This window comes from Stenotrophomonas sp. CASM106, from assembly GCF_049384825.1.
GTDB lineage: Bacteria > Pseudomonadota > Gammaproteobacteria > Xanthomonadales > Xanthomonadaceae > Stenotrophomonas > Stenotrophomonas muris.
In genome coordinates this window covers 111,270-134,744 of record NZ_JBMRFS010000009.1, presented here as the reverse complement: position 1 = coordinate 134,744, position 23,475 = coordinate 111,270, and the positions used below count along the sequence as shown (strand labels likewise).

General features: G+C 66.8%; 18 protein-coding genes and 1 riboswitch. Of the genes, 11 read left to right on the top strand and 7 right to left on the bottom strand.

Translation table 11 applies throughout. The features are described from left to right. The first annotated feature begins 459 nt into the window (after positions 1–459). The 3 genes from VG556_RS18560 to VG556_RS18550 all read left to right on the top strand — a co-directional run bounded on the left by VG556_RS18560 (position 460) and on the right by VG556_RS18550 (position 2,820). Entirely contained in the window at positions 460–1,323 is an 864-nt protein-coding gene (locus VG556_RS18560) for a pirin family protein (protein WP_005410608.1), read from the top strand. Between the two features lie 121 nt (positions 1,324–1,444). Then, positions 1,445–2,164, top strand: coding sequence for an aquaporin Z (gene aqpZ / locus VG556_RS18555; protein ID WP_014648003.1), 720 nt, complete (start codon positions 1,445–1,447; stop codon positions 2,162–2,164). Positions 2,165–2,361: 197 nt separating this feature from the next. After that, positions 2,362–2,820 carry a hypothetical protein gene (locus tag VG556_RS18550; protein WP_049441929.1) on the top strand — a complete coding sequence of 153 codons (459 nt, stop codon included), beginning with the start codon at positions 2,362–2,364 and terminating at the stop codon, positions 2,818–2,820. Between the two features lie 128 nt (positions 2,821–2,948). On the opposite strand, the gene VG556_RS18545 is transcribed toward VG556_RS18550, so the two are convergent. After that, on the bottom strand, positions 2,949–3,800 hold the full coding sequence (locus VG556_RS18545; protein WP_100450451.1) for a pirin family protein: 852 nt from the start codon (positions 3,798–3,800) through the stop codon (positions 2,949–2,951). Between the two features lie 215 nt (positions 3,801–4,015). On the opposite strand from VG556_RS18545, the gene VG556_RS18540 reads away from it, so the two are divergent. Both VG556_RS18540 and VG556_RS18535 read left to right on the top strand, forming a co-directional pair. Further along, positions 4,016–6,097: a carbon starvation CstA family protein gene (locus tag VG556_RS18540; RefSeq protein ID WP_100450452.1), complete on the top strand. Its 2,082-nt coding sequence runs from the start codon at positions 4,016–4,018 to the stop codon at positions 6,095–6,097. Continuing rightward, on the top strand, positions 6,097–6,321 hold the full coding sequence (locus VG556_RS18535) for a YbdD/YjiX family protein (RefSeq protein WP_032958992.1): 225 nt from the start codon (positions 6,097–6,099) through the stop codon (positions 6,319–6,321). The genes VG556_RS18540 and VG556_RS18535 overlap by 1 nt, the downstream gene beginning before the upstream one ends. A 117-nt stretch (positions 6,322–6,438) precedes the next feature. Here VG556_RS18535 and VG556_RS18530 read toward each other — a convergent pair whose 3' ends face one another. Next, entirely contained in the window at positions 6,439–7,689 is a 1,251-nt protein-coding gene (locus tag VG556_RS18530) for a DUF819 domain-containing protein (protein ID WP_100450453.1), read from the bottom strand. Positions 7,690–7,847: 158 nt separating this feature from the next. Between VG556_RS18530 and VG556_RS18525 the strand changes: the two genes are divergently transcribed. Next, the gene (locus VG556_RS18525; RefSeq protein ID WP_014648009.1) at positions 7,848–8,237 is read left to right on the top strand and encodes a VOC family protein; all 390 of its coding nucleotides are present in this window, start codon (positions 7,848–7,850) and stop codon (positions 8,235–8,237) included. Positions 8,238–8,323: 86 nt separating this feature from the next. Here the strand turns inward: VG556_RS18525 and VG556_RS18520 are convergent, their stop codons facing one another. Then, the gene (locus VG556_RS18520; RefSeq protein ID WP_032958989.1) at positions 8,324–9,610 is read right to left on the bottom strand and encodes a sensor histidine kinase; all 1,287 of its coding nucleotides are present in this window, start codon (positions 9,608–9,610) and stop codon (positions 8,324–8,326) included. Beyond that, on the bottom strand, positions 9,597–10,310 hold the full coding sequence (locus VG556_RS18515; protein ID WP_014648011.1) for a response regulator transcription factor: 714 nt from the start codon (positions 10,308–10,310) through the stop codon (positions 9,597–9,599). Before VG556_RS18515 ends, VG556_RS18520 begins: the two co-directional genes overlap by 14 nt. 131 nt (positions 10,311–10,441) lie before the next feature. Between VG556_RS18515 and VG556_RS18510 the strand changes: the two genes are divergently transcribed. The 4 genes from VG556_RS18510 (at position 10,442) to VG556_RS18495 (ending at position 17,249) form a co-directional block, all read left to right on the top strand. Further along, positions 10,442–12,145 carry an ArnT family glycosyltransferase gene (locus VG556_RS18510; RefSeq protein ID WP_050483544.1) on the top strand — a complete coding sequence of 568 codons (1,704 nt, stop codon included), beginning with the start codon at positions 10,442–10,444 and terminating at the stop codon, positions 12,143–12,145. Positions 12,146–12,256: 111 nt separating this feature from the next. Continuing rightward, positions 12,257–13,024 carry a phosphatase PAP2 family protein gene (locus tag VG556_RS18505; RefSeq protein WP_100450454.1) on the top strand — a complete coding sequence of 256 codons (768 nt, stop codon included), beginning with the start codon at positions 12,257–12,259 and terminating at the stop codon, positions 13,022–13,024. Beyond that, the gene (locus VG556_RS18500) at positions 13,021–14,670 is read left to right on the top strand and encodes a phosphoethanolamine transferase (protein ID WP_100450455.1); all 1,650 of its coding nucleotides are present in this window, start codon (positions 13,021–13,023) and stop codon (positions 14,668–14,670) included. Before VG556_RS18505 ends, VG556_RS18500 begins: the two co-directional genes overlap by 4 nt. A 614-nt stretch (positions 14,671–15,284) precedes the next feature. Continuing rightward, positions 15,285–17,249: a M2 family metallopeptidase gene (locus VG556_RS18495; protein WP_032960031.1), complete on the top strand. Its 1,965-nt coding sequence runs from the start codon at positions 15,285–15,287 to the stop codon at positions 17,247–17,249. Positions 17,250–17,370: 121 nt separating this feature from the next. Here the strand turns inward: VG556_RS18495 and VG556_RS18490 are convergent, their stop codons facing one another. From VG556_RS18490 to VG556_RS18480, 3 genes are all read right to left on the bottom strand, one after another. After that, complete coding sequence (locus VG556_RS18490; protein WP_014648016.1) at positions 17,371–17,763, bottom strand: hypothetical protein; 393 nt, start codon at positions 17,761–17,763, stop codon at positions 17,371–17,373. A gap of 68 nt (positions 17,764–17,831) precedes the next feature. Further along, positions 17,832–18,725, bottom strand: coding sequence for a siderophore-interacting protein (locus VG556_RS18485; RefSeq protein WP_100450456.1), 894 nt, complete (start codon positions 18,723–18,725; stop codon positions 17,832–17,834). Between the two features lie 140 nt (positions 18,726–18,865). Further along, positions 18,866–20,092 (bottom strand): multidrug effflux MFS transporter, encoded by a 1,227-nt coding sequence (locus tag VG556_RS18480; RefSeq protein WP_032960036.1) that lies wholly within the window; start codon positions 20,090–20,092, stop codon positions 18,866–18,868. A gap of 299 nt (positions 20,093–20,391) precedes the next feature. Continuing rightward, positions 20,392–20,494, top strand: a riboswitch (glycine riboswitch). Positions 20,495–20,556: 62 nt separating this feature from the next. Between VG556_RS18480 and gcvP the strand changes: the two genes are divergently transcribed. Continuing rightward, the gene (gene gcvP / locus VG556_RS18475; protein WP_046431972.1) at positions 20,557–23,424 is read left to right on the top strand and encodes an aminomethyl-transferring glycine dehydrogenase; all 2,868 of its coding nucleotides are present in this window, start codon (positions 20,557–20,559) and stop codon (positions 23,422–23,424) included. The last annotated feature ends 51 nt before the right edge of the window (positions 23,425–23,475 follow it).

Below are 23,475 nucleotides of genomic sequence, written 5' to 3'. Positions count from 1 at the left end.
CCGTCCATGGCCCCAACGGTCCTGCCTGCCCACACCGCCCCACCCCTGACAGTTTCCCGGTAACGGTCGGTGAATCTCGATATCGGTGTGGATCACTACAAACTGATGGGTGTCGACCTTGCTCGTCACCAGGAGCGAAGCGACCGGCGTTTGATTTTGATTTTCTTTTTTCTTCTCCGTGGCTGGACGCACACGGAAACTGTCAGAGGCCGGGCGGGGTGGGTCCGCGGGGGTGTCCGCGGCATGGATGCCGCGGCCAAGCCTCCAGGGACGGATTCACGGCGTCCCCCGCGAACCCACCCCGCCCGGCCAAGCGCGGCTTTTGCTTTACGCAACCAACCCCACAGCCACGAGGGGCTGCGCCGTTGGCTGGAACACCCTGTTACCCATACAGGGCATGTGCCCATCACAGCTGCATGCGATGCTCACCACCTGATCCCTGCCAGCGAGAACGCCCGCATGACCACCATCATCGCCCCGCGCGTGCACGACATCGGCGGCCTGGAAGTCCGTCGCGCCGTCCCCACCCTGCAGGCGCGCAGCATCGGCTCGTTCGTGTTCGTCGACCAGATGGGCCCGGCACTCATGCACCCCGGCACCGCCATCGACGTGCGCCCGCATCCGCATATCGGCCTGGCCACCGTCACCTACCTGTGGTCGGGCGCGATCGGCCACCGCGACACGCTGGGTTCGGATCAGGTGATCCGTCCCGGTGACGTCAACTGGATGACCGCCGGCCGCGGTATCGCCCATTCCGAGCGGACGCCGCAACCGGACCGCGACCATGACAACCCGATCCACGGCATGCAGACCTGGGTCGCGCTGCCGAAGTCGCACGAGGAAATCGAGCCGGCGTTCTACCACCATGCCGCTGCCACCCTGCCCGAGCAGCGTCGCAACGGCGCGTGGCTGCGGGTGATCGCCGGCCGTGCGTACGGCGAGGAATCGCCGGTGAAGGTATTCGCCGACACCCTCAACGTGGCAATCGATCTCGACCCCGATGCGGAAATCGATATCGACGACGGCCACCGCGAGCGCGCGTTGTACATCCTCGAGGGCGACGCGCAGCTGGATGGCGTGGATATTCCCGCGCAGCACCTGGTGATCCCCGAAGCCGGTGCACGCGGCCGCCTGCGCGCGAAGACGCCGGTGAAGGCGATGCTGTTCGGTGGCGAGCCGCTGGATGGCCCGCGCCACCTCTGGTGGAACTTCGTGTCCAGCTCGAAGGAGCGCATCGAGCAGGCCAAGCACGACTGGGAGGCCGGCCGCTTCGGCACCATTCCGGGCGACGACAAGGAATTCATCCCGCTTCCGCAGTACTGAACATCGCGTGTTGCACACATCTGAAGGTGTATCCCTGCACCCGGCGTTGACGCGACAGTCACCCGCTGATCATTGAAATGTGACATAAATCACACTTTCGACCGTCAAAGGAGTGCAACACATGAGCATGGGTAAACGCTTGTCCGCCGAGTTCCTCGGCACGTTCTGGCTGGTTCTGGGTGGCTGTGGCAGTGCGGTGCTGGCCGCCAAGTTCGGTGGCGACGGCAATCCGCTGGGTATCGGTTTCCTCGGCGTGGCGCTGGCCTTCGGCCTGACCGTGGTGACCGGCGCCTATGCGTTCGGCCATATCTCCGGCGCGCACTTCAACCCGGCAGTCAGCGTCGGGCTGTGGGCCGGTGGTCGTTTCCCGACCAGGGATCTGGTGCCCTACATCATCGCCCAGGTTGCCGGCGGCCTGCTGGCCGGCTTCATCCTGCTGCAGATCGCCTCCGGCGCCACTGGCTTCGCCATCGATGGCAGCCAGGCGGGTGCGTTCGCCAGCAATGGCTATGGCACGCTGTCGCCCGGCGGCTACAGCGTGGCAGCCGCCTTCCTGTGCGAAGTGGTGCTGACGGCGGTGTTCCTGATCGTGATCATGGGTTCCACCCACGGCAAGGCACCGGCCGGTTTCGCCCCGCTGGCGATCGGCCTGTCGCTGACCCTGATCCACCTGATCAGCATTCCGGTCACCAACACCTCGGTGAACCCGGCCCGCTCCACCGCCGTGGCCTTCTTTGCCGGCAGCGGAGCAGTCAGCCAGCTGTGGCTGTTCTGGGTCGCTCCCCTGCTGGGCGGCGCGATCGGCGGCCTGATCTACAAGTGGATCGGCAGCGACCGCTGATCCACGCGGCTCCCATTGCGGCCCACCCTCGGCCGCAATGGTTACTTCTGCAACCGCGAATTGTGCGATTGCTCACGTTCCGTTAAGGTTGAGTTGACCGTCCGTGCACATGCCGGATGGGGCGGCATCCGGGGATGGGATGCCACGGCCGCCGGCCCTGCTGGCGGAGCCAAACAACTCATCACCTTGGGGGATGCATGAAGTTCGTGCCTGTCATGTTGTCGAGCCTGCTGTTCGCTGCGGCCCAGGCCGCCGCGCAGGCGCCGTCCGAATGTCCTTCGCTGCCAGCCAGCAGTGGCCTGCAGTGGCAGCAGCAGGTGCAGGCCGATTTCCTGGTCTGCCGCGCCAGCACCCCTGATGGCCGCGAAGTACTGAGCCTGATGCTCAGCGCGCGTGACCCCGCAATTCCGCTGAGCCGCTCGCTGCGCCAGGAAAAAGGCAGCTTCGGCGGTGAATCACTGTACTGGTACCAGCCCGACCTGGGCGGCCAGCAACCGCCGGGATATGCCGAACGGCGCATCAGCGTGGTCAAGATCGACAAAGGGCGTTATGCGCAGATTGCGCTGTATCCGGACAGCGCGCAGGAACTGAGCTCACTGCAGCAGCTGGCGCAGGGCATGAGCCTGACCCCTTCGGCCGTGGCCGCCGGGCGCTGAAGGTGACGGGGATGACTGCCTGGCAGCATCCCCGCAATGCACCTCGATCGGCAGGTAGTGCCGGCCGCCGGCCGGCAAACCCTTCGGTCCTGATCAAAAGCAGGTGCCGGCCGGCGGCCGGCACTACCTCAGAACCTGCCTTCCTGGAAATCGACGAAGGCCTGCATCAGTTCCTGCCGCGTGTTCATCACGAACGGGCCGTGCCGCATCACCGGCTCGCGCAACGGACGGCCGGCCACCAGGATCAGCCGCGCGCCTTCGCTGCCAGCCGAAACATGCAGCTGTTCGCCGCCGCCCAGCACCGCCAGCTCCTGGCGTGCAACATCACGGGCGGCGTCCTGTTCACCCACCGTCAGTCCGCCTTCAAATACATAGGCAAAGGCGTTGTGGCCTTCCGGCAGCGTGTAAGTCCAGGCCCGGTCGGGCGCCAACGTGATGTCGAGATACAGCGGCTCGGTGGCCGGCTGCACGATCGGGCCGCGGGTGCCGTCGACCGAGCCGGCGATCACCTTCGCTTCCACGCCGGCTGCCGGCTGCACCACGGGAATGCGCTCGGGCGCGAACTCCTGGTACTTCGGCTCGGTCATCTTCTCCTTCGCCGGCAGGTTCACCCACAGCTGGAATCCACGCATCTGCCCGCTTTCCTGCTCGGGCATCTCCGAGTGCACCAGGCCGCGGCCAGCGGTCATCCACTGCACGCTGCCCGGGGTCAACAGGCCTTCGTTGCCATGGTTGTCGCGATGCCGCATGCGTCCGTCGAGCATGTAGGTGACGGTCTCGAAACCGCGGTGCGGGTGTTCCGGGAAGCCGGCGATGTAGTCCTCGGCCCGGTCGGTGCCGAATTCATCGAGCAGCAGGAACGGGTCCAGGTCCGGCAGCGTCGGGCCGCCGATGACGCGGGTCAGGCGCACGCCGGCACCGTCGGAGGTGGGCATGCCACGGATGGTGCGCAGCACGCGGACCGGTTCGGGAAGGCTCATGGCGACTCCTGTGGGATGGATGCCCCTGAAGATGGACGCCACATGGCCGTACGCCAATGGATGGCACCGCAACCAATTGTTCCATCCCTGATGTTGGCTGCACGTCAGCGCCACCGTCGTACGACCAAAGTACTACCGCCGATTCGTCCTGTGCCAATTGACCCTGTCGTGGGCAAGCAGGACTCTTTGACTGTCTTTCCGGGAGAGAGCACCTCATGAAAGGGTTTTCCAAACTGGGCTGGGCGGCACTCGCCCTGCTCGGCGCATTCTGTCTGGGCACCGTCGCCCTGCGCCGCGGCGAGCACATCAACGCACTGTGGATCGTGGTGGCCGCGGTCTCGCTGTACCTGGTCGCCTACCGCTTCTACAGCCTGTTCATCGCCAGCAAGGTGATGCAGCTGGATCCGACCCGGGCCACCCCGGCGGTGATCAACAACGATGGCCTGGACTACGTGCCGACCAACAAGCACGTGCTGTTCGGCCACCACTTCGCCGCCATTGCCGGCGCCGGCCCGCTGGTCGGCCCGGTGCTGGCCGCGCAGATGGGCTACCTGCCCGGCCTGCTGTGGCTGGTGGTGGGCGTGGTGCTGGCCGGCGCAGTGCAGGACTTCATGGTGCTGTTCCTGTCCAGCCGTCGCAACGGCCGCTCGCTGGGTGACCTGGTGCGCGAGGAGATGGGCCAGGTACCCGGCACCATCGCCCTGTTCGGTGCGTTCCTGATCATGATCATCATCCTGGCGGTGCTGGCGATGGTGGTGGTCAAGGCGCTGGCCGAAAGCCCGTGGGGCATGTTCACGGTGATCGCGACGATGCCCATCGCGATCCTGATGGGCGTGTACATGCGCTACATCCGCCCCGGCAGGATCGGCGAGATTTCGGTGGTTGGCCTGATCCTGCTGCTGGCCGCGATCTGGTACGGCGGCAAGGTCGCCGCCGACCCGGTGTGGGGGCCGGCGTTCACCTTCACCGGCACCCAGATCACCTGGATGCTGATCGGCTACGGCTTCGTCGCCTCGGTGCTGCCGGTGTGGCTGCTGCTGGCCCCGCGCGACTACCTGTCGACCTTCCTCAAGATCGGCACCATCATCGCGCTGGCCATCGGCATCCTGGTGGTGATGCCGGAACTGAAGATGCCGGCGCTGACCCAGTTCGCCGCCAGCGGTGATGGCCCGGTGTGGAAGGGCGGCATGTTCCCCTTCCTGTTCATCACCATCGCCTGCGGTGCGGTCTCCGGTTTCCACGCACTGATCTCCTCCGGCACCACGCCGAAGCTGCTGGCCAATGAAGCGCACATGCGCTACATCGGCTACGGCGGCATGCTGATGGAATCGTTCGTGGCGGTGATGGCGCTGGTGGCGGCCTCGATCATCGATCCGGGCATCTACTTCGCGATGAACAGCCCGGCCGCCGTGATCGGTGCCGATGCAGCCTCGGCGGCGCACTACATCACCAACACCTGGGGCTTCACCATTACCCCCGAGCAGTTGACCGCGACCGCGGCTGCCATCGGTGAACCGACCATCCTGCACCGCGCCGGTGGTGCACCGACGCTGGCGGTAGGCATCGCGCAGATCCTGCACGAAGCGATTCCCAGTGGCAGCGACGCGATGATGGCGTTCTGGTACCACTTCGCGATCCTGTTCGAAGCCTTGTTCATCCTGACCGCGGTGGACGCCGGCACCCGCGCCGGGCGCTTCATGCTGCAGGACCTGCTGGGCAACTTCGTGCCGGCCCTGAAGAAGACCGAGTCGTGGACCGCCAACATCATCGGTACCGCCGGCTGCGTGGCGCTGTGGGGCTACCTGCTCTACACCGGCGTGGTCGATCCGTTCGGCGGCATCCAGACGCTGTGGCCGCTGTTCGGCATCTCCAACCAGATGCTGGCTGGCATCGCGCTGATGCTGGGCACGGTGGTGCTGTTCAAGATGAAGCGTGACCGCTATGCGTGGGTCACTGCGGTACCGGCGGTGTGGCTGCTGATCTGCACCACCTACGCCGGCTTCATCAAGATCTTCGACAGCAACCCGGCGCAGGGTTTCCTGGCGCAGGCACACAAGTTCCAGGCCGCGCTCGCCAGCGATACGATCACTGCACCGGCCAAGTCGGTGGCGCAGATGAAGCAGATCGTGGTCAACGCCTACGTCAACACCGGCCTGACCGCGCTGTTCCTGCTGGTGGTCGGCGCGGTGCTGGTGTATTCGATCAAGACCATCCTGGCGGCACGCCGCAACCCGCAGCGCAGCGACCGCGAGACCCCGTACGTGGCGCTGAAGCCGCATGAAATGGTGGATCTGTGATGAGCACGCAACTGGTTCCCGCCGGCCAGTACCAGGCGCACCGCCGCATCTGGCGGCGCCTGGTGCAGACCGCACGACTGTGCTGCGGCATTCCTGACTACGACAACTACGTCCGGCACATGCTGGATAAGCACCCGGACCAGGAGCCGATGGACTACAAGACGTTCTTCCGCGAGCGCCAGGAAGCGCGTTACGGCGGACGCAACGGCGGGCGCTGCTGCTGAGGGCCAGGCCTGCCTTTCAGCGGGCAAAAGAAAGCCGAGCGCGGGCTCGGCTCTACACGGGCAGAGCGGGTTCGCGGCGCACGCCGCGAACCCGCAACAGGATCGTCCGGCCAGGACTCAGGCGCCGGCCATCCACTTCAGGATCAGGCCGGTGACATACGCCAGCCCGGTGCCGGTGGCATAGCCCACCGTACCCAGCAGCACGCCCACCGGGGCCAGCGTCGGATGGAAGGCTGCGGCCACCACGGGGGCCGAGGCGGCCGCGCCGATGTTGCCCTGCGAACCGATCGCGAAGAAGAACAGCGGCGCACGCAGCAGCTTGGCTACCCCCCACAGCACCAGCACGTGCGTGGCCATCCAGATCGCGCCAAGCAGGAACAGCCACGGCCGATCCAGCAGCGACAGCAGGTTCATCTGCATGCCGATGCAGGCGATCAGGAAGTACAGGAACACCGTGCCCAGCCGCGAAGCGCCTGCGGCTTCCAGCCGGCGCGCACGGGTGAAGCTCAGGCCCAGGCCCATCGCCGTGGACAGCAGGATCACCCAGACGAACTGGCTGTCGAGGCTGAACTGGCTGGCCCAGCTGACATTGGCCTTGAACCAGCCCGACAACGGCGCGGCGATGGCATGGGCCAGGCCGACGCCACCCAATGCCACGCCAACGATCACCATCAGGTCGGTCATGCTGGGAATGCGCGCGTTCTGTGCCTCGTAGGCGCTGATGCGCGCCTTCATCTCGTCGATGGCGCGGGTGTCGGCACCGTTGCGGGTATCGATCTGCTGCGCGCGGTTGGCCAAAAACAGCAGGATCGCCATCCACAGGCTGGCGCAGGCCACGTCGACCACCGCGAACTGGCCAAAGGTGGTGGCATCGGTGCCGAACACCTCGCGCATGGCCACCATGTTGGCGCCGCCACCGATCCAGCTGCCGGCCAGCGCGGCCATGCCGGCCCAGGTATCACCGGCCACCGTTTCCGGATGGATCAGCTTCATCAGCTGGAACGAGACGATGGCGCCGAGCATGATGCCGGCGGTACCGGCACAGAACACGATCAGCAGCTTTGGGCCGAGCTTGATGACGCCTTTCAGGTCGATCGACAGTGTCAGCAGGACCAGCGCAGCGGGCAGCAGCACGTCGCGCGCGACCGGGTTGTAGAGCAAGGTGTTGTGGCCATCGATGACACCAGCGGTGTTGTAGATGGCGGGGATGAAGTAGCACAGCAGCAGTGCCGGCACCCAGGCGAAGATCTTCTTCAACAACGGGGTCGGACCACTGGCGGCCCAGAAGATCAGGGCCAGGGTGGCGGCAATCAGGCCCAGTCCAACGATGTCGTTGCTGATCAGGGCGGTAGCGGGTTCGGTCGGCATGGGATCCTCTGTCGATCGAAAGAGCGGAGAAAAAAAAGCGCCGCATGAAGCGGCGCAGGTCGAGATTAACATTGTCTTCACGCCTGGTCATGCTGCGCTGCTTGTCGCCTTCCCCTGCATTGACGACGATTGCGGCATCACCGTTGTGGAGCAGGCCCGTGCAGCTTGGTGCGTTCTCTGTCAGCCTGTCCGTGAAGGACCTGGCCGCCTCCCGCGCGTTCCACGAAGCCCTCGGGTTCTCGGTCACCGGTGGCGATCCCACGCAGAACTGGCTGGTAATGCGCAGCAACGGCACGGTCATCGGGCTGTTCCAGGGCATGTTCGAGGGCAACCTGCTGACCTTCAACCCCGGCTGGGACCAGCACAGGCAGGAGCTGCCCCACTTCCAGGATGTGCGTGAACTGCAGGCGGAACTGGATGCCAAGGGCATCGAACTGGCAGTCCGCACTGACCCCGATGGCCAGGGGACCGGCTACCTGCAGCTGGCCGATCCCGACGGCAACGTGATCCTGATCGACCAGCACGTGGCGCGGCCGAACGGGCGGTAATGCGAACAGCCATTGCGTGGGTAGGCGTCGACCTTGGTCGACGGGCCGCATGCCAACCAAGGTTGGCATCTACCAGGACGGCCGGATCAGGCCGGGCGCGAGGCACTGAAATCGAGCGTGACACGCGTTCCGCGCGGCTCGCAGGGCTGCAGCTGCAGGGTCCAGCCCAGGTGCTCGCACAACCGCGCGATCAGGTCCAGGCCAATGCCGCTGCCACGATCGGCGCGTCCGCCACGGGCCATGCGCGCGTGGATGGCGGCAATCTCCTCCGGGCTCATGCCATGCCCTGGGTCCTGCAGCGTCAGCACCGCCGACGCACTCAACTGCAGCTCGATATGGCCGCGGCCGCTGTTCTCGATGGCATTGCGCAGCAGGTTGCCGATCGCCGCCTGCACCACTGCCATCGGCGCAACGATATCCACCGGCGCCGCCTGGATGCCGATGCTCAGGTCCTTGTCGCCCAGCAGGTGGCGATGGTCGTCGACGATCTCCGGCAGCAGCTGGTCCAGGGCGATGCGCTCGGCACGCGCGGCCAGGCGTGCCGGATCACGCGCCAGCACCAGCAGCAGCTCGATCAGCTGCTCCACGCTCTGCGCTGTGCGCAACACCCGCTGCATCTGCTGGCGGGCGCGCTCGGGCAGGCCCGGTTGCTCCAGCGCGAGCTCGGCAGCACCGGTCATCACCGCGATCGGCGTGCGCAGTTCGTGGCTGGCGGTGCTGATGAAGACCCGCTCGCGCTCGACGAACTGCTCGTTGCGGTCCAGATAGTCGTTCAACGCACCGGCGATGGTATGCAGCTCAGCGCTGCCGCGCGGATCGACTTCGATACGCTGGCCCTGGACGCCCGGCCGCAGCCCGGCAATGTGCTGTGCCAGCAGGCTCAACGGACGCACCATCCGCTCCATGCCGAACGACGCCATCAGCACGGTGACGAAGATCATGATCACCCCGGCCAGCATCACCCAGCGCGTGGCGAACTGTTCCAGGTCATGGAAATCGGAGATGTCAAGCGCCAGCGCCACCCGTCCCATCGACTGCGTTTCACGGACCATCACCGCCGTCTCGCGGCCCTTGACCATCACGCCGTCATGCAACCCAGGATGCAGGGAGCGCAGGCTCTCTGGCAGATTGACTGCGTCAAAGCGGTACAGGCTCAGCGTGTCCGAGTCCTGCCAGCGATAGTGAGGTTCGTGCTCGACATGCTCGACGATGCTGTCCAGTTCGGAATTGAGCAGCGCGCGCCACGCGGCGTGCTCGGCGTGTTCGTGCACGTAGTTGCCGACACTGAATACTGCAATCGACAGCAGTGCCAGGTACCCGAGCAACCACCACACCACCCGCCGGTACAGCGGCCCCGGCTTACGCGCCCTCATCAGCATTCCTGCCTGCGTCGGCAGCGTCCATCAGCGCCAACCGATAGCCCACCCGCGGCAGCGTATGGATCAGCTTGTCGGCAAACGGGCCGTCGACGCTGCGGCGCAGCTCGTAGACATGCGAGCGCAGCAGATCGCCATCCGGTGGCTCGTCGCCCCACAGGGCGAACTCCAGCTGCTGGCGGGTGACCGCACCGGGGCTGGCGCGCATCAGCACTTCCAGCAGCTTGCGGCAGGCCGGGTACAGATGCAGCACCTGGCCACCACGCTGGGCTTCCAGGGTCGCCAGGTCCAGCACCAGGTCGCCCACCTGCAGGCGCTTGCGCGGATTGCGGCCCTGCGCGCGCAGCAGCAGCGCCTCCAGCCGCACTTCCAGCTCGGGCAGGGCAAACGGCTTGGTCAGGTAGTCGTCGGCACCGGCGCGGAAGCCGGCGATCTTGTCCGGCAGCTCGTCGCGCGCGGTCAGCATGATCACCGGCACCTCCGACGCGTGCTCGGCGCGCAGGCGACGCAGCACCTCCGGCCCCTCCATGCGCGGCAGCATCCAGTCCAGGATCACCGCATCGTAGGGGTGGCTGCCTGCCAGGTGCAGGCCGGTGATGCCATCCGGGGCCACGTCGAGCACGTGCCCGCGCGACTCGAAATAGTCGAACAGGTTGGCCACCAGCTGGCGGTTGTCCTCGATCACCAACAGACGCATGCACGAAAGATCCACGGAAGTTCGTACCATGGTAGCGCCGACCATGTCGGAATGCGGTCGCCCTGCGCCCGCTCCGACGCCTTTCCTACCCCAGCCACGTCAGAGTGGCGGTTTTGCTCCCGGAGCCTGCCGTGCCCGTAGCCCTGCCCCGCCGTTGGCGCCTGCCCCTGTTGTGGCTGCTGATCATCGCCGCGTTGGCCGCCGGTATCGGCCTGCGCCAGCCGCAGCCGCCGGACGAGCCGCGCTTCGTGCTGGCGGCCCGTACCATGGTCGAAAGTGGGGAATGGCTGCTGCCGCACCGGGGCGTGGAGCTGTACGCGGAGAAGCCGCCGGTCTTCATGTGGCTGCAGGCGGCCGCTTACGAGGTGGTCGGCAGCTGGCAATGGTCGTTCCTGCTGCCGTCGCTGCTGGGCGCCCTGCTCAGCCTGTGGCTGGTGTCGGACCTGGCACGGCGGCTGTGGTCACCCCGGCATTCCCTGTACGCCCTCGCGGCGCTGTTCTGCACCCTGCAGTTCGGCCTGATGGCCAAGCGCGCGCAGATCGACATGGTGCTGGTCGGCATGACCACGGTGGCCCTGTGGGGACTGATGCGCCACCTGTGCGAGCGCCGCAACCTGCCCGCGCTGTGGCTGGCCGGTTTCGCCGCTGGCCTCGGCACGGTGACCAAGGGCGTGGGGTTCCTGCCGCTGCTGATGGTGCTGCCGTGGTTCGGCTGGTGGCTGTACCAGCGCCGCCGCGGGCGCAGCGTGGACGGTCCGCACCCGGCAACGCTGCTGTGGCTGATCCCGGCCTTCCTGCTGGGCGTGGCGGTGTGGCTTGCCCCGCTGGGCTGGGCATTGCTGCATGAGCCCAGCGCGTCCCTGCAGTCCTACGCCCACGAACTGCTGTTCAAGCAGACCGGCACCCGCTACGCCAACGCTTGGCACCACCGCCAGCCGGTCTGGTACTACCTGCAGGTGATCCTGACCTTGTGGCTGCCGGGCAGCCTGTTGCTGCCGATGCTGTTCAAACCCTGGTGGCGCCGCATCCGCCGTGGTGACTGCCGGCAATGGCTGCTGTTGGGCTGGGCGCTGCTGGTGCTGGTGTTCTTCAGTGCCAGCCCCGGCAAGCGCGAGGTCTATGTGCTGCCAATGCTGCCGGCGATGGCGCTGGCGGTGGCCCCGCTGTTGCCTGGCCTGCTGCGACGGCTTTGCGTGCGGCGCTACCTGTTCGGCTACACCGTGGTGCTGATGCTGGCCACCGGCGTGCTCGGGGTCATGCTGATGACCGAACATCCGTGGGCCCTGGCGCAGCTGGAACGGCGGGCGATGCCCGATTCGCTGCTGCCGGTGCTGGGAGATGGCCTGCTGACCTTTGCCATTGCCCTGGCCACGTTGATCGTGTGGCTGCGGGTGCGACGTGCCGCAACGCTGGTGTTGCTGACCCACGGCATGCTGTGGATGCTCTACGGCCTGGTGCTGATCCCGGCGCTGGATCCGTACGCATCAGCGTCGGCGGTGATGCGCCGGGTGGGCGCGCGGATCGGCCCGGATGCGGAGCTGGCACTGGTCGCCTGGCGCGAACAGAACCTGCTGCAGGCAGATCGGCCGGTGCGCGAGTTCGGCTTCAAGCGCCCGTGGGCCGAACAATGGCATGACGCCGGCCCGTGGCTGGCCGAGGCGCCGGGCAAGCGCTGGGTGCTGGTGCTGGACGATGCGATGAGCCCCTGCGTGGACCCGGCCAAGGTGATCGACATCGGCATTGCCAACAGGAATCGTTGGCAACTGCTTCCCGGTACGGCCTGGGACCCGAAGTGCCACGCCGAGCGCACCGGATCGACCGCCGAAGAAGACTGAACGGTGACGCGCGCCGGGGACTCATTAACCCGGCGCGAACGGGCGTCCGACCCTTCTCCGACATCGAGGTGACGAGCATGAGCGCGGATTCCCGAACCGCCCCTTCCCAGCATGCCCGTTCGTCCCATTGATGCGGTTGCGCCGCTTGCGACATCACCACTGGCGTCAAGATTCGCCGTAACTCACTTCTGGCTGCCTGTCGCAATCGGTCTGCCCGTGTTTACGCTGCTGATGGGTTTCGGCGGTGATCAATGGGTGGCCGATCACCTGTTCCGCCTCGAAGGTGGCCACTGGGCGTTGCAGGACGCCTGGGTCACCCGCACGGTGGTGCACAAGGCCGGCAAGTGGCTGAGCACATCGGCGGCGCTGGTCGCGATCCTGTTGTGCGTGCACCACTGGCGCAAGGGGGGCGATCGCACCCTGCGATGGGCGCTGCTTTATGTCGTAATTGGCATGGCGCTGGGTACGGGCGTGATCTCCCTGCTGAAGACCCTGGTGCCGATGGAATGTCCCTGGGACCTGCTGCGCTACGGTGGCCATCAGCCCTATATCGGGCTTTTCACGCAGCGCCCGGCCGGCATGGCCGCACAGGCCTGCTTCCCTGCCGGCCACGCCAGCGCAGGCTATGCGTGGCTGTGCCTGTACTATTTCGCCCTGCTGTGGCGCCCGTCGTGGCGCTGGGCAGGCTTGTGGATCGGCCTCGGCACCGGCCTGGTGTTCGGCATCAGCCAGCAGCTGCGCGGCGCGCATTTCCTTTCGCATGACGTTGCCACCGCGTTGATATGTTGGCTGCTGTCACTCGGCCTGTACCTGATCGTCAAAGGCATCCTGATCCGCCGTCAGCTGGACCGTCCCAACCGCCAGGAGGCAAACGCATGAGTGCATCGGTCCAACGCCCCGCCCGCTCTTCTGCGCTGGCGGGTCTTCGCCACTGGCGGCCACAGCTGTCCACCGAAGCACTGATCGCGTTCACCAGCCTGTTCTTCGCGGTGGCCGGCAACGGCCTGTTCTGGCACAGCGCGATGGCCAGCCATCCGGGCAGCCTGCGCTACGCGCTGTCGCTGCTGCTGTTGCTGCTGGGTGCGCACGGCGTGCTGCTGGGCATCCTGGTCTGGCGCTGGAACGCCAAGGTGGTGATCAGCCTGCTGCTGCTGGTGACCGCATTCGCCGCACACTACATGAGCCGCTACCACATCTACCTGGATGCGGACATGCTGCGCAACGTGCTGGCGACCGACCCCAAGGAAAGCCGCGAGCTGATGACGGTATCGCTGCTGTGGCCGGTACTGCTGCTGGCAGTGCTGCCGATGGTGGTGCTGTGGCGCGTGCAGCTGCGCCGCCGCAGCTGGGGCCGCAGCCTGCTCTGGCGCGTCGGCTTCCTGGTGGTGGCGGCAGTGACGGCTGTCGGCGGCGCGTTGATCTCGTTCCAGGATGTCTCGGCACTGATGCGCAACCAGCGTGAAGTGCGCTATCTCGCGACACCGGCCAATGTCCTGTTGGGCATGCCGCGTGCATTGCGTGGCGACAATCCGGTGCAGCGCGCGCCGAAGCTGCCGATCGGCACCGATGCCAAGGCCACCCCGCGCGCGCCGGCCAGCAAGCCGCGCCTGCTGGTGATCGTCATGGGCGAGACCGTGCGTGCGCAGAACTGGGGGCTCAACGGTGGCCGCAACACCACCCCGGAACTGGCGCAGGCCAGCGTGATCAATTTCCCGGACATGCATTCGTGCGGCACCAGCACCGAGGTTTCGTTGCCGTGCCTGTTCTCGCCGTGGGGCCGCCATGACTACGACGAGAAGAAGATCCGCGCGCACCAGTCGCTGCTGCACGTATTGAACCGTGCCGGCATCGCACCGTTGTGGCGTGACAACCAGTCCGGCTGCAAGGGCGTGTGCGAAGGCCTGGACTTCCAGTCGCTGTCCGATGCCACCACGCCGGGCCTGTGCGCCGATGGCCGCTGCATGGACGAGATCCTGCTGCAGGACCTGGCCACCCAGGTACGCGCCAGGCCCGGCGACCGGGTGGTGGTGCTGCACCAGCTGGGCAACCACGGTCCGGCCTACTTCGAGCGCTATCCGCCCGCATTCCGCCGTTTCACCCCGACCTGCGATACCCGTGACATTGGCCGTTGCTCGCGCGAAGAGATCACCAACAGCTACGACAATGCCGTGCTGTACACCGATCACTTCCTGACAAAGACCATCGGCACGCTGCAGGGCATGCAGGATTACGACACGGCGATGATCTACCTGTCCGACCACGGCGAGTCGCTGGGCGAGAAGGGCCTGTTCCTGCACGGCGTGCCCTACGCCATCGCCCCGGCCGAGCAGACCCGGGTACCGATGACGATGTGGTTCTCGCCGGGCTTCGCCAGCAGCCGCGGGCTGGACCTGCAGTGCGTGCGCAAGCGTTCGGCGGCGTATACCGACCATGACAACCTGTTCCCGTCGGTGCTGGGCCTGATGCAGGTGAAGACCTCGCTGTACGAGCGTGATCGCGACCTGTTCGCCAACTGCGAGAGTTGAGGGGTGTTCGGCAGGGCTTGCAGCCCTGCATCTGCGGTAGTGCCGGCCGCTGGCCGGCAGCCTCGACAGCAACAGCAACAGCGTGCATTCCGTGGGATGGCGGGGTGGGCCCGGTGGCGGGAGACGCCGTAAACCCATCCTTGGGGGCTTGGCCGCGGCATCCATGCCGCGGACACTCCCGCCACCGGACCCACCCCGCCTTCGACAGTTTTCCGCGATCCGTTGGAACGACCTTGGGGTCAGATCCGTTTTCCGGAGGAAAACGGATCTGACCCCATTTTGATTGTCGATACCTGACAGATGTGTCGACCAAGGTCGACACCTACCAACAGCCGCCACGATCTGTCAGAGGTGGGGCGGTGTGGGCTTGCAGGACCGTTGGCGCCATGGATGGCGCCATCGAGCCCCCATGGATGGGTTTACGGCGTGTCCTGCAAGCCCACACCGCCGCGCCATCCCAGGGATACCCCGCTGTTGCGGTTGCTTCGGCGGTTGCTGTTGCTTGTGCTCTGGCCTCTGCGGGTGCCGGGCGCCGCCCGGCCGACTTCCGCCACTTGCGGTGGCAGCGGCTGCCCACTAGCCTTCGGCCGTCGTTCACTACCCAAGGACCGCCCGTGAAACACCGTCATCTCCTGCTGGCCTCGGCAATCGCCGCCGCCACGCTGGCCCTGGCCGCCTGCAAGAAGGAAGCTGCCCCAGGCACCGATACCGCCAGCAGCAGCGCCCCGGCCGGCGAAACCGCCGACCAGTTCGTGGCCCGCATCAATGCCGAGTTCAAGGCCGCCTACCCGGAGATGACCTCGGCGCAGTGGCTGTCCTCCACCTACATCAACAGTGATTCGGAACGCATCGCGGCCAAGGCCAACGAGCGCTCGCTGACCCAGCTCAACAGCTGGATCGAACAGGCTGCGAAGTTCGACGGCAAGCCGATGAGCGAGGACAGCAAGCGCGCGATCCACCTGCTGAAGCTGATGTCGTCGATGCCGGCACCGCGCGACCCGGCCAAGCTGGCCGAGCTGACCCAGATCGCCACCCGCATGGAAGGCAGCTATGGCGCCGGCAAGTACTGCACCGATGCCAACGATCCGAACTCCTGCCGCCAGCTGGGCGAGCTGGAGCAGGTGCTGGCACGCAGCCGCGACTATGACAAGCAGCTCGACGCCTGGCAGGGCTGGCACAGCACCACCAAGAACATGCGCGGCGACTACCAGAAGTTCGTCGGCCTGGTGAACGAAGGCGCCAAGGGCATGGGCTTCACCGATGCCGGCCAGATGTGGCGCAGCGGCTATGACATGCCGCCGGAGCAGATCGGCCCGGAAACCGACCGCCTGTGGGAACAGGTCAAGCCGATGTACGAGCAGCTGCACTGCTACGCACGCGGCAAGCTGGACAAGACCTACGGCAAGGACAAGGCCGAAGTGGGCAACGGCCTGATCGCCGCGCACCTGCTGGGCAACATGTGGCAGCAGGACTGGTCGAACCTGTGGGACCAGCTGGAACCGTACCCGGGCGCCGGCAGCCTGGACATCACCGCGGCGCTGGAGAAGCAATATCAGACCAACCTGAGCGCGGCGCTGGCCAAGGCCGGCAAGGATGCCAACGTGGCCGCGCAGTACAAGGCGCAGCGCGAGGCCGAACTGCGCACCGCCAAGCAGATGACCGAACGCGCGCAGGACTTCTACGTGTCGCTGGGCATGCCGTCGCTGCCGCAGTCGTACTGGGAACGCACCCAGTTCATCAAGCCCGATGACCGCGATGTGGTCTGCCACGCCAGCGCCTGGGACATGAACATGGAAGGCGACGTGCGCACCAAGATGTGCATCAAGCCGAACGAAGAGAACTTCACCACCATCTACCACGAGCTGGGCCACATCTATTACGACCTGGCCTACAACCCGCTGCCGCCGCTGTTCCAGGGCGGTGCCAACGATGGGTTCCATGAAGCGATCGGCGACACCATCGTGCTGGCGATGACCCCCAAGTACCTCAGCTCGATCGGCCTGGTCGATGCGCCGACCGAAAGCCGCGAAGCGGTCATCAACAACCAGATGCGCATGGCGCTGTCGGGCGTGTCGTTCCTGCCGTTCGGGCTGATGATCGACCGCTGGCGCTGGGGTGTGTTCGATGGTTCGATCACCGCCGACAACTACAACAAGGCATGGTGGGACCTGAAGGCCAAGTACCAGGGCGTGGCGCCTGCCAGTACCCGTGGCGAGGAGTTCTTCGATCCGGGCGCGAAGTACCACGTGCCAGGCAACACCCCGTACACCCGCTACTTCCTGGCGCGCATCCTGCAGTTCCAGTTCTACAAGGGCCTGTGCGACGCGGCCGGCTACAAAGGCCCGCTGCATGAGTGCACCTTCTACGGCAACAAGGAAGCCGGCCAGAAATACTGGGCGATGCTGAGCAAGGGTGCCAGCCAGCCGTGGCAGGCCACGCTGAAGGAGCTGACCGGCACCGACAAGCTCGATGCCGGCCCGATGATCGAGTACTTCACGCCGGTCAACGAGTGGCTGAAGCAGCAGAACGAAGGCCAGATGTGCGGCTGGCAGGCCAACGCGGCACCGGCGGCAAAATGAAAAAAAAGGGGCGGGTCCGCAAGGATCCGCCCCTTCCTGGTAGTGCCGGCCGCTGGCCGGCAACTACGCGATGAAGACCCCGCGGGCAGCCGGCCAGCGGCCGGCTCTACCGGAATGCCTGTCAGCTGTCCTTCTTCGCCGCCATCGCCGCGGCCAGGTCCGCCTTGAACTCCTCGAAGGTCTGGCCCTTTTCCTTCGCTTCGGCCTGTGCGGCGTCGCGCAGCGCATCGGAGTACATCAGGCGCACCGGCGTGCCGTTGCGCTCGTGCAGTTCACCGGCCTGCATGATCAGCGCCAGTACCTGCGCGGCGGAGTCACTGTGGCCGGCGATACGGCCGTCCATGCCCAGCACCCATTCGCCATCGCGGCGCACGACACCGGCCAGCAGGGTGCGCTGCGCGTCGCGCAGTTCCGCATGCGGCTCCACCGGCGAGGCCTGGGCAGCGGCCTTGTTGGCGGCCTGCTTTTCCTGGCGACGGCGCTGGTCGCGGCGGGTCTTGGAGCTGGTGGACATGGTGCGGTACCGCTGCGAGGGGGGCGCAAGGATAGCGCACCCCGCCCGCCACACCGCTTCACACCCCCTCAGTCCAACACTTTCCCGTGCCGCCAGTAGCCCATGAAGGTGATCGTGTGGCGGTCCAGCCCGCACTCGCGGACCAGATGGCGACGGATTGCCATCACCGCTCCCGCCTCGCCTGCCACCCAGGCATACAGCGGCCCGGCCACGCTGGCATCGGCCTGTTCCCAGAGGATCTGCGCGTCGACGTCGATCTCTTCCAGTTCTTCGCCAGCGACCACGCTCGAGGCGGCCAGGCGCGCCTGCACCGCCTGCAACAGAGGCGCCCCGTACGCCGCCTGCCCGCGCGGCAACCAGACCAGCTCGGCCGTGGCCGGCGCCTTCAGGCGAACCGCATCACCGGCCTGCGCCACTTCCAGCAGGGCCAGCGTACGCGGCGGATCCACCCTGGCCGCCAGTTCCTCAAGAATGCCGGCCACTGCCGGCAACGCGGTCTCGTCAGCCACCAGCAGCACCTGGCCAACGCCAGCCGGCGGCTTCCATTCCCAGCCCTCGCTGCTGTCGGCACAGTCGGCATCCGGGGCCAACAGCACTACGCGGTCGCCCGGCCGTGCATGGATGGCCCATCGCGAGGCCGGCCCGGTCTCGCCATGCAGCACGAAATCAACATCGACCTCGCCCTGCTCTGCACGGAGCTGGCGGATGGTGTAGGTGCGCATCGGCGGGCGCTGATCGTCCGGCAGGGCCCGGTAGCGCGGGTACCAGTCCTCGCCGCTGGGGACCTGCGGCGCCTCCTGGCCGGGCAAGGGGAAGAACACCTTGATGCGCTGGTCCGGCCCTCCGGTCGTCATCCGCGCCACGTCGGCACCGGTGAACACCATGCGGTCCAGGGAAGGGGAAAGAACGCGGCGCTCCTTCAGCGCCACCTCGAACAGGCGGTAGGTCTGCTGCGCAGCCATGGGGAACCTCATGCAACGACAGTGGATCGGCTGGCTGTCGTGCACCTGTGCACCGGCTGGCTGGAGTGCCCAGCCTAGTCCGGCGGTTTCCCGCCGCAAGCGTTGCGGGCGCCACGGCCCGCCCTACCCCTGCGCGCTGCTCAGTGACCCGTGCAGGCTGCCTGCGCCGCGCGTTCGCGCCGGTGTTCCCAGTACCAGAACACGAAGCCGGCGCCGAAGAACCCAGCCTGGCCCAACGCCAGGTGCAGCGGGCTGGCGCTGAGCAGCGGCGACACCACGCCGGCCACCACGGTGCTGATCATCAGCTGCACGAAGGCCTGCAGCGACGAGGCCAGGCCGCGCTGGTGCGGGTACATGTCCAGCACCGCCAGCGCCAGGATCGGGAAGATCAGCGCCATGCCCATGCCACCCAGGAAGATCGGCAGCACCGCCCACGGCAGCACGAACTGCGGCGCCAGCGCCACGTAGCCGACGTTCAGCAGCACCGACAGCGCGCACAGGCCGAAACCAATGGATACCTGGCGGGTGGGCGTGGTGTGCCCGGCCATGCGCCCGGACAGGAACGAGCCGGTGGTCATGCCGCCGATGGTGGGGATGAACAGCCAGGCGAAACCGCCCTCGCCCAGGTGCAGGTGTTGCATCACGAACACCGGTGCCGAGGAGATGTACAGGAAGATGCCACCGAAACCGATGCTGCCGGCCAGCGCCAGGCGCAGGAAGCGCGGATTGAAACCGATGCGCACGTAATCACGCATCAGCACCCGCGGCGACAACGGAACGCGCGCTTCGAGCGGATGGGTCTCCGGCAGGTAGCGGGCGGTGGCCGCCAGCAGAACCAGTGCGAACACCACCAGGAACCAGAAGATCAGCGGCCAGCCAGCACCGCTGAGCAGGATCCAGCCACCGATGATCGGCGCGATCGCCGGGGCGATGCCGAACAGCATCGACACCTGGCTCATCAGCCGCTGCGCGTCGTGACCGTGGTACAGGTCGCGGATCACCGCGCGGCCGACGATCATGCCGACGCCTGCGGACAGGCCCTGCAGGGCGCGGAACCCCAGCAGCGTGGTCAGATCGGTGGACAGCGCACAGCCGACCGAGGCGCCCACGAACACCACCAGGCCGCCGAGGATCACCCGCTTGCGGCCCCAGGCATCGGACAGCGGGCCGTGTGCCAGGCTCATCAGGCCGTAGAACAGCAGGTACACGCTGATGGTCTGCTGCACCGCCACCTCGTCCACCGCCAGGCGCTGGGCCAGCTGCGGGAACGCGGGGAAGATGGTGTCGATCGAGAACGGACCGAACATGGCCAGGCCGGCGAGCAGCAGGGCCATGCGGCGGGTGGAAGGAGCAACAGCGGCGGTCATGGAGAAGGCGTCCGGCAGGGCCATGCGCGGCACGCACGGCGGGCGCCAGTCCCCTGCAGCAGGGACGGCGCCAGATGAATTCGGGTATCCGCCCATCATAGGTGGGGATTGCGCCTGATGCCATGCAGCAGTGCACAAAACGCACGGGCGGGCCATCGGCCATTCAGGCGCCGCGGCCGGGCCCGCAGGCGGCTGGCGGGCCCGCAACGGGCTATAATCGGCGGGCAACACGGTGGGAGAAGCGGAACACCGCTGCCGAAGGCGCAACGCCCGTAATCGCTCAGGCCCGATACCACCCGTAACACAACTCTGGAGAGACCGGTTCGATCCGGCGCCGAAGGGGCACGAAGCCGCGGTTTTCCGCGCTTCCAAACTCTCAGGCAAAAGGACAGAGGGGCGCCCCGCAGACCGCCGACCGGCGGCTTGTGCCCGTGCGTGTGCCCTTTCCTGACGGATCCTTCGCCATGTCCCAGAACACCCCTTCCCTGCGTGAGCTCGAGCACCACAATGCGTTCGTCGAGCGCCACATCGGCCCCAACGATGCCGAGATCGCGCAGATGCTCGACGTCGTCGGCCACGCGTCGCTGGATGCGATGACCGATGCCATCGTACCGGCCAAGATCAAGTCGCCGGCGCCGCTGGCACTGCCGGAATCGATGACCGAAGTGCAGGCACTGGCGAAGATCCGTGCGATCGCCGACAAGAACACCGTGCTGCGCAGCTTCATCGGCCAGGGCTACTACGGTACCCACACGCCGAACGTGATCCTGCGCAACATCCTGGAAAACCCGGCCTGGTACACCGCCTACACCCCGTACCAGGCCGAGATCTCGCAGGGCCGCATGGAAGCGCTGATCAACTTCCAGACCCTGTGCGCCGACCTCACCGGCATGGAAATCGCCAACGCCTCGCTGCTGGACGAAGCCACCGCCGCAGCTGAAGCGATGACCCTGGCCAAGCGTTCGGCCAAGTCGAAGTCGGACACCTTCTTCGTGCACGACGCCGTGCACCCGCAGACCCTGGAACTGCTGCGTACCCGCGCCGAGCCCATGGGCATCGTGCTGCGCGTCGGCACCCCGGCCGAGGCACTGGAAGCAGAAGCCTTCGGCCTGCTGCTGCAGTACCCGGACACCTTCGGCCAGATCGGCGACTACAAGGCGCTGGTCGAGGCCGTGCACGCGCGCGGCGGCCTGGTGGCCGTGGCCACCGACCTGCTGGCGCTGACCCTGCTGGCCGCCCCGGGCGAATGGGGTGCGGACATCGTGGTCGGCAACAGCCAGCGTTTCGGCGTGCCGTTCGGCTTCGGCGGCCCGCACGCCGCATTCATGGCCTGCCGCGACGCCTACAAGCGCTCGATGCCGGGCCGCCTGATCGGCGTCTCGGTCGATGCCCAGGGCAACCCGGCCTACCGCCTGACCCTGCAGACCCGCGAGCAGCACATCCGCCGCGAGAAGGCCACCTCCAATATCTGTACCGCACAGGTCCTGCTGGCGGTGATGGCCTCGATGTATGCCGTCTACCACGGCCCGGAAGGCCTGACCCGCATCGCCCGCCGCACCCACCGCCTGGCCTCGATCCTGGCCGCGGCGCTGCGCGAGGCCGGCGTGCAGGTCGGTGGCGACTTCTTCGATACGCTGCACATCACCGGCGTGCATGCCGATGAGATCCACGCCAAGGCCCGCGCCGCCGGTTACAACCTGCGTGCGATCGACAGCGACTCGGTCGGCATCAGCCTGGACGAGACCGCCACCCGCGCCGACGTGGTCGCACTGGCCGCCGTGTTCGGTGCGCAGGCCGACGTCGACGCACTGGATGCCAGCACCGCCGATGCGCTGCCGGCCGGCCTGCTGCGCCAGTCCGCATTCCTGACCCATCCGGTGTTCAACACCCACCACAGCGAGCACGAACTGCTGCGCTACCTGCGCTCGCTGGCCGACAAGGACCTGGCGATGGACCGCACGATGATCCCGCTGGGCTCGTGCACCATGAAGCTCAACGCCACCGCCGAGATGATCCCGGTGACCTGGCCGGAGTTCTCGCAGATCCACCCGCTGGTGCCGGCCGACCAGGCGCTGGGCTACAAGGAACTCATCGACACGCTGGAAGCGATGCTGGTGGAATGCACCGGCTATGACGCGGTCAGCCTGCAGCCGAACTCCGGCGCGCAGGGCGAGTACGCCGGCCTGCTGGCGATCCGCGCCTACCACCGCTCGCGCGGCGAAGGCCACCGCGACATCTGCCTGATCCCGGATTCGGCGCACGGCACCAACCCGGCCTCGGCGCAGATGTGCGGCATGAAGGTGGTGGTGACCAAGACCGATGCCAACGGCAACGTCGACGTCGAGGACATCCGCCTCAACGCCGAGAAGTACAGCGACCGCCTGGCCGCGATCATGATGACCTACCCGTCCACGCACGGCGTGTTCGAGGAAGAGGTGGTGGAGATCTGCGAGATCATCCACAAGCACGGCGGCCAGGTGTACACCGACGGTGCCAACATGAATGCCCTGGTCGGCGTGGCCAAGCCAGGCAAGTGGGGGTCGGACGTTTCGCACCTGAATCTGCACAAGACCTTCTGCATCCCGCACGGCGGTGGCGGCCCGGGCGTCGGCCCGTGCGCGGTCAAGGAGCACCTGGCCCCGTTCCTGCCGGGCAAGCTGGGTGACAACGGCCCGGTCGGCATGGTCAGCGCGGCCAGCTTCGGCAGCGCCTCGATCCTGCCGATCAGCTGGATGTACATCGCAATGATGGGCCGCGACGGCCTGCGCAAGGCCACCCAGGTCGCGCAGCTCAACGCCAACTACATCGCCAAGCGCCTGGCCCCGCACTTCAAGACCCTGTACACCGGCCGCAACGGCCTGGTGGCGCACGAGTGCATCCTGGACGTGCGCCCGCTGGAGAAGACCAGCGGCATCGGTGCCGAGGACGTGGCCAAGCGCCTGATCGACTTCGGCTTCCATGCCCCGACCCTGAGCTTCCCGGTGGCCGGCACGCTGATGGTGGAGCCGACCGAAAGCGAATCGCTGCACGAACTGGATCGCTTCATCAACGCGATGATCCAGATCCGCGAGGAGATCACCGCGATCGAAGACGGCCGCCTCGACCGCGAGGACAACCCGCTGAAGAACGCGCCGCACACTGCCACCGCAGTGACCGCCAGCGAGTGGACCCACGCCTACCCGCGCGAACTGGCCGCCTTCCCGCTGGCCAGCCTGAAGCAGAGCAAATACTGGCCGCCGGTGGCGCGTGTCGACAACGTGTACGGCGACAAGAACGTGATGTGCGCCTGCATCCCGGTCGATGCCTACAAGGATGATGAAGTCGAGGCGTGATTCCTCACTGCATCGGTAAAGAAAACGGCCCGCGCAAGCGGGCCGTTTTCA